The sequence below is a fragment of the Flavobacterium sp. genome (assembly GCF_035760125.1).
Taxonomy (GTDB): Bacteria; Bacteroidota; Bacteroidia; order Flavobacteriales; family Flavobacteriaceae; genus Flavobacterium.
Genome location: NZ_DASTTN010000031.1, coordinates 1 through 7,275, shown reverse-complemented (window position 1 = coordinate 7,275; position 7,275 = coordinate 1). Strand labels below are relative to the sequence as shown.

The window sequence follows — 7,275 nt, the reverse complement described above, 5'->3', positions numbered from 1 at the left end:
GACCAACAGTGCCACTGTAACGGGAACTACCCCAACGAATGGAACGGTGAGCGATACATCGGGTACGACGATTACCAACGACACCCCGACGGTAACCACACTGACTCCAAGTCCAGGCATAGCCGTGGTGAAAACCGGAGCGGTTGGTGGAACCGGCACGGTAGGAGATATTGTTACCTACACTTTCACTGTGACCAACACTGGAAATACAACCTTGAACAATATCGTTATCAACGATTTATTGACGGGTAGTGTGAATCTGGCGGTAAACCCAAGCACCTTGGCACCAAACGGAATCGGTACGGCGACCGCAACTTATACGATCCAGCAATCGGATGTTAATGCCGGTCAAGTAACCAACAGTGCCACTGTGACGGGAACCATTCCAGCGGGGGGAACGGTAAGAGATACATCAGGAACCACGATTACTAACGATACCCCCACAGTGACTGTATTGAATCCTCTTTTTAACATTAAAATTATGAAAGAGGGGGTTTATGAAGACAAGAATAAGGATGGTATAGCCAATTTAGGAGATGTTATAAACTATACGTTTACGATAACTAACACCGGTAATACTGTTTTAAAAAATATTACTATAAGGGATGAAAATGTACCTACTGTAAGAGGAACCTTGAATAGTTTGGATGTAGGCGCCTCAGATGGCATCACTTTCACGGCGGTGTATCCTATTACCGATGAAGATATAGCATTAGGATATGTTTATAACTCAGCTATAGCATCAGCAATTTCTTCTGTAAAATCTACAATTACAGCTGTCTCTGCAGATCCTACTCCATGTATCACTTGCCCTGCTGACCCTAATTGTTTGACTTGTACAATAACAGCCATCCCTCAGGCACCCTCAATTGCAATTGTGAAAAAAGCTGTCTTTGATGATAATAATGGAGATGGATATGCAGAAATTGGTGAAACAATAAGTTATGCTTTTACGGTTATGAATACTGGAAATTTGGCTCTTACAAAAGTTGTGATTACTGATGCATTACCTGGAATTTCGATTATTGGTGGGTCAATAAACTTAGCAGTAGGAGCAACTGATGGTACATCATTTCATGGGCTTTACCATTTAACTCAGCAAGATATTATTAAAGGATTTGTAAGTAACCAAGCTATCGTGAAAGGAACTACTCCATCTGGTGCAGAAGTTGTTGATTTGTCAGATGACGATAGTCCTTTACAGGATGAACCTACAGTTTTGGGCATAGACGGTTGTAGTCTGGAAGCATTTAATGCGGTATCTCCTGATGGTGATGGTTTAAATGATTTCTTCCGTATTCGAGGAATTGAATGTTATCCTAAAAATACAGTTGAAGTCTATAATCGTTGGGGAGTTAAGGTGTATGATGCAGAAGGGTATAATAACGATACTGTAATTTTTAGTGGTGTTTCTGAAGGAAGGGCGACAGTTAATAAATCAGAAGGATTACCAAGCGGGACCTATTTTTATATAATTAAGTACGAAGATTTTAGCGGTAAGGGAATTGATAAATCGGGATATTTGAATATAAGTAGAGAATAATTTGAAAATTTTCGAGTCATCATTGTTATTTCTTCAGGATAAAAAAAAATAAAGTATATGAAAAACCTACTAATTATTTTATTGTTAGTGAATGTATCAACATATGCACAACAAGACGACCAATATACAAATTACATGTATAATACCATCAACATCAATCCTGCATACGCAGGCAGTCGTGGGGTTCTGAGTATTTTTGGCTTACATAGGACCCAATGGGTAGGGCTTGATGGAGCCCCAGTAACCAATACGCTCTCTGTAAATTCCCCAATGGAAAATTCAAATTTAGGGATTGGTTTGTCTTTTGTAAATGACAGAATTGGGGCATCAGATGAATCTGCAATTTCTGCAGACATATCGTATACAATTCGAACCTCCAGTACTTATAAATTATCATTTGGTGTAAAAGGAACAGCCCATTTATTGAGTGTAGATTATACAAAACTTAATAGATATAATTTGAATGATCCGAAATTTCAAAATAATATTGACAATGAATTTTCACCCAATATTGGTGCCGGAGCTTATTTTTACTCAGACAAACTTTATTTGGGATTATCGGTTCCTAATTTTTTAGAAACGGATCTTTATAATGACAATGCTTCGGCGACCTCCTTAGAGCGTATGCATTATTATTTGATAGGAGGTTATGTTTTTGATTTAAGCTCCAGTATTCAATTCAAACCTGCCTTTATGTGTAAGTCAACTGCAGGATCTCCACTGCAATTAGATTTATCCGGAAATTTTTTATTCAATGAAAAATTTGTTTTGGGTGTAGCATGGAGGTGGGATGCAGCTATGAGTTTTATGGCTGGCTTTCAAGTCAGTCAAGGGCTGTATATCGGGTATGGCTATGATTTAGAAACCACTCAATTAGCTAATTACAATTCGGGCTCGCATGAAATATTTTTGCGATTTGAGTTATTCAAAAAACAAGAGAGAGTTGTATCACCGAGATTTTTCTAAAAACGAGACAATTATGAAAAAAATAACTACTTATTTTATAGTGTTTATCATCAGTGTGATGAATTTATATTCGCAAAAGTTAAGTCTAGTCAAAGCAGATAAAGAATATGGACAATTTGCCTATGTTGATGCCATAAAAACCTATGAGCGACTATTTGAAAGAGGGTATAAATCAGCTGATATGCTCGAAAAATTGGGGAATTCGTATTATTTTAAAGGAGATTTGCAACAAGCGGCAAAGTGGTACGGAGAACTCTATCCCTTAGCTCACGACTTGACCCCAGAATATTATTATCGCTATGCACAATCCTTGAAAGCAATTAAGGAATATGATACCGCTGATCAAATGATGGCAAAATTCAGTCAAATGAATGCTAATGAGCGAAGAGCAAAATTAGCTGTCGAGCAAAAAGATTATTTGGCTATTATCAAAAAAAATTCTGGGCGATACACCATCGAAAACGCTGAAATTAATACTAAGTATTCTGATTTTGGAAGCTCTTTTTTCGGTGATAAAATAGTTTTTAGTTCTGCCAGAGGCAATGGAAAAGTTTACGAAAGAAAGGATTCTTGGACCGGTGAAGGTTACATAAATCTCTATATGGCCAATAAAAATGATTACGGGGCACTCTCAGCAGCCGAACGAGTTCCCGGAAATATTAATTCCAAATACAATGAATCAACAGCTGTTTTTACAAAAAATGGCGAAACCGTTTATTTTACCAGAAATAATTATTTAGAGAAAAAAGGAAAAGATAAAGATGGAACAATATTACTGAAAATATATAGAGCAACATTAAAAAAAGGGGTTTGGGACAATATAACGGAATTACCCTTTAATAGTGATAATTACAATGTAGCCCATCCTGCTTTAAGTCCTGATGAGAAATATTTATATTTTGCATCTGATATGCCTGGGACATTAGGGCAATCGGATATTTTTAAAGTTGCCATTAATTTTGATGGCAGTTTTGGAATTCCCGAAAATCTAGGTGATATTATTAATACAGAAGGGAGAGAAACATTTCCATTCATTACAGAAGACAATGAACTTTATTTTGCTTCAGATGGGCATCCAGGATTAGGAGGGCTAGACGTATTTGTTTATAAAGTAGAAAATGACAAATGGTATAAAAAAGTATTAAATGTAGGTGAAACATTGAATAGTTCCAAAGATGATTTTGGTTTCTTGATTAATTCAGTTACACGACTTGGTTATTTTACATCCAATAGGGATGGGGGAGTAGGTAATGATGATATTTATAAGTTTAAAGAGCTTAAAAAAATTCAGTATCCCTGCGAACAATTTTTAGCCGGTAAAGTAACAGATAAAGTAACAGGGATATCACTTGATGGGGCAAAAGTAACTTTGTTTGACAGTGAATATAAAATGCTAAAAGTAGTCATGGCCGATAGTAAGGGGGAATTTGATTTTGGAGCAGTTTCATGCAATACCAAATATTACATTAAAACAGAAAAAGAAGCATATAATACAATTGAAGTACCTGTACAGATTGCTGATGAATCCGGGACAACGTTTGTACCATTGATGTTAGACAAATCAATTAAGGAATTGAAAGTTGGAGATGATTTAGCAATAGTATTAGAATTGAAAACAATTTTATTTGATTTGAATAAATCCAATATTAGACCAGATGCTGCAATAGAATTGGCTAAAATTTTGGATGTAATGCAACAAAATCCAAACATAAAAGTAGATATCCGATCTCATACCGATAGCAGAAATAGTGCAGATTATAATAAAAAACTGTCTGATAGAAGAGCTAAATCGACCATGGCATGGCTAGTAAAAAACGGAGTTGACAAAACCCGTTTAACAGCAAAAGGATACGGAGAATCCCAATTACTAAATAAATGTTCGGATGGCGTAAAATGTTCGGAGTCTGAACATCAAGTCAACAGAAGAAGTGAGTTTATTATAGTGAAGTAATAAAATTTACAAGGCTTCTTCCATAAAAAAAGCTTAATTTTTAGTAATACAAAAATTAAACATTTTATAAAGAGCGTTTATTTTAGTTTCTGAGATTTAAATAAAAGAAATATGTCACAACTCATTTTTTTTAAAAAACTTCGGTCTTCCAATCTTTTCATACTATTGATAATAGTGTTTCTATCCTGCGCTTTGTTAATCGTAATTAATTTTTTTACAATTAAAATTTTATCAGCCAGCAGAGCGTATGTCAATGGAGAATCTCATTATTCAAAAGCACAGAAAGATGCCGTTCGGCATCTTATAATTTATATATACACACAAGACAAAAGAGAATGGAAATTATATAAAGAAGAAATAAAAGTTCCTCAAGGCGACGGCATTGCCCGAGCTGGTCTTTTAAATCATGCTGCTGATACTGTCATTAGAAATGGATTCTTGGCAGGTCGAAATAAAAAAGAAGATTTGGATGATGTCATTTGGATGTTCAAAAATTTTAAAAACGTTTCTTTTATGGCAAAAGCCATTAAGGAATGGGAGCAAGGTGACATTTACATTAATCAGTTATCAATGATTGGCAATGATGCCAATCGGAAATTTAAAACTTCAAAGTTTGATTCTGAAACCAAACAAAAAATGCTTCTTGAGATTAGTATTCTCAGTAATAAATTAACCATAAATGAACGCAATTTTTCGAATACGCTTGGAGAAGGAACGCATACTATTAAAGACTTGCTAATCTATATAAATATCTTTTTTATTTTGATTATCATAAGTAGCGTATGCTATTATTATTCCATAATGATTAAAAGACTTATTGCCTCAAAAACAGAAATTGAGATTAAAAACGAAAACCTGATTATGCTTAATGGTGAGCTCGATAATTTTGTCTACAGTGTTTCACATGATTTGAGATCACCTATTACCTCCATGAAAGGTTTGATTCAATTAGCAAAATTGGAAGATGATTTAGAACAAATTAGTTATTACCTGAAGTTAATGTCTAAAAGCCTTAATAGGCAAGACCAATTTATAAGTGATATTATAGATTACTCAAAAAATAAGAGAATGCAAATACTTCTAAGGTCAGTAAGTCTCAATAAGCTAATAGATGATGCAATCAAACAACATAATTACAATAAGAACGCAGACAAAATTATTATTACCAAAGATTTATCAATAGATGAAATTCAAAGTGATAGTTTAAGGTTGAAAATTATTTTAAATAATTTGCTTTCAAATGCAATAAAATATGTTGATGAGAATAAAAAGGAAATGAAAATATCTATCAGAACATATAATTCAGGGGTGTTTCATAAAATTGAAGTTATAGACAACGGAATTGGGATTCAAGAAGAATATAAAGATCATATTTTTGATATGTTTTTTGTGATTAACAGTAATAAAGGTTCTGGTTTAGGCCTTTATATAGTAAAAGAGACTTTAGATAAACTTAATGGAAGTATTGTGGTATTTTCTGAAAGTAACGTAGGAAGTAAATTCACAGTAACAATACCTAATCTATATCTATATGGAAACTAAGTATGCTTTTTTGGTAATAGAAGATAATCAAATTGATCAGTTTATTACAAGACAATTATTCAAGAAAATGCTCGATATCTCCGATATTAATATAGCCAACAATGGCAAAGAAGGAATTAAATGGGTGTGTGATAACAGAAAAAAAATTAATGAGGCTCTAATTATTTTATTAGACATCCAGATGCCTATAATGAATGGAATCCAATTTTTGCTTGAATATGAAAAATTAGAAGACGAACTAAAAAGAGAAACTCAAATTTTTATGGTTTCCTCGTCATTAGATAGTGATGAAATCAAACATCTTAAAGGCAACATTCATGTCACAGATTTTTTAAGTAAACCAATTTGCGTTAAGGAATTTAGCAAAAGAATATATGCTGAATTTTAGGAATAATTTTTTATCTTTTACTACTTATAGGTTACAAATGACTTGATTTATTCGTCATTAGTTTTGAGATCTTGTTAGGTAAATTATGCAAAATTACAGGCTCTAAAAAATGATTTTAAAAGACATGTTACAATTTTATGGTGCAAAAATATAAGGGCGAAGGAGAGGACGGTTTTATGAGTTGATTTCTGTTTTTATTGAAGAGCATTTTTTCTTTTAGCTCACTTAATTTTTATTTTAAGTGGTGTTCGCTGAATCTTCGATTTGTCTTGATTACTCACTAGTTAATAATTTATTGGAGTTCGTGAATCTATGATTTCAAAAGAAACAAAAGATCAAGCCTTAATATTTTTGCACCAAAAATCATCGAACGGATTATCCTATCGTGACCCCAGCCGTTCGTGCTGGGCACTCACTCGGGGGGCACTCCCTGCTGCCAGCGCGCAAATCCTTACCGTGATTTTAGGTGTGGCAACTATAAGGGCGGGGAAGAGGACGTTTTTATGAGTTTATTTCTGTTTTATTGAAGAGGATTTTTACTTTTTTCCTTGATGAAAAAAGTAACAAAAAAATATTCATGGGCTTATTATTGTTTTTTTAGTATTCATGAATCTTCGATTTCAAGCCTGAATATTTTTAAAGATAAAATAATCGAACAGATTTTTCCTATCGTGACCCCAGCCGCTCGTGTTTCACACTCGACTCCAGGATCACTCCCTACGGCCAACGCGCAAATCCTTATCGTTATTTTGTCTTTAAAAATATAAGGGCGGGCAAGAGGACGTTTTTATGAGTTTATTTCTGTTTTATTGAAGAGTATTTTTTCTTTTAGCTCACTTAATTTTTATTGTCAGTGGTGTTCGCTGAATTTTTGATTTGCCTTGA

6 protein-coding genes are annotated in these 7,275 nt (G+C 33.9%); all 6 read left to right on the top strand.

Translation table 11 applies throughout. The features are described from left to right. Positions 1 to 1,543 (top strand): gliding motility-associated C-terminal domain-containing protein (locus tag VFS71_RS01590; RefSeq protein ID WP_326398952.1); only part of this gene is annotated, 1,543 nt, incomplete at its 5' end. A gap of 57 nt (positions 1,544 to 1,600) precedes the next feature. Then, positions 1,601 to 2,509, top strand: coding sequence for a type IX secretion system membrane protein PorP/SprF (locus VFS71_RS01585; RefSeq protein WP_326398951.1), 909 nt, complete (start codon positions 1,601 to 1,603; stop codon positions 2,507 to 2,509). 13 nt (positions 2,510 to 2,522) lie between these two features. After that, complete coding sequence (locus tag VFS71_RS01580; protein WP_326398949.1) at positions 2,523 to 4,460, top strand: OmpA family protein; 1,938 nt, start codon at positions 2,523 to 2,525, stop codon at positions 4,458 to 4,460. Between the two features lie 111 nt (positions 4,461 to 4,571). Continuing rightward, positions 4,572 to 6,002: a HAMP domain-containing sensor histidine kinase gene (locus tag VFS71_RS01575; protein ID WP_326398947.1), complete on the top strand. Its 1,431-nt coding sequence runs from the start codon at positions 4,572 to 4,574 to the stop codon at positions 6,000 to 6,002. Next, complete coding sequence (locus tag VFS71_RS01570; protein WP_326398945.1) at positions 5,992 to 6,390, top strand: response regulator; 399 nt, start codon at positions 5,992 to 5,994, stop codon at positions 6,388 to 6,390. The genes VFS71_RS01575 and VFS71_RS01570 overlap by 11 nt, the downstream gene beginning before the upstream one ends. A 551-nt stretch (positions 6,391 to 6,941) precedes the next feature. Further along, complete coding sequence (locus tag VFS71_RS01565) at positions 6,942 to 7,157, top strand: hypothetical protein (RefSeq protein WP_326398943.1); 216 nt, start codon at positions 6,942 to 6,944, stop codon at positions 7,155 to 7,157. Positions 7,158 to 7,275: the final 118 nt, after the last annotated feature.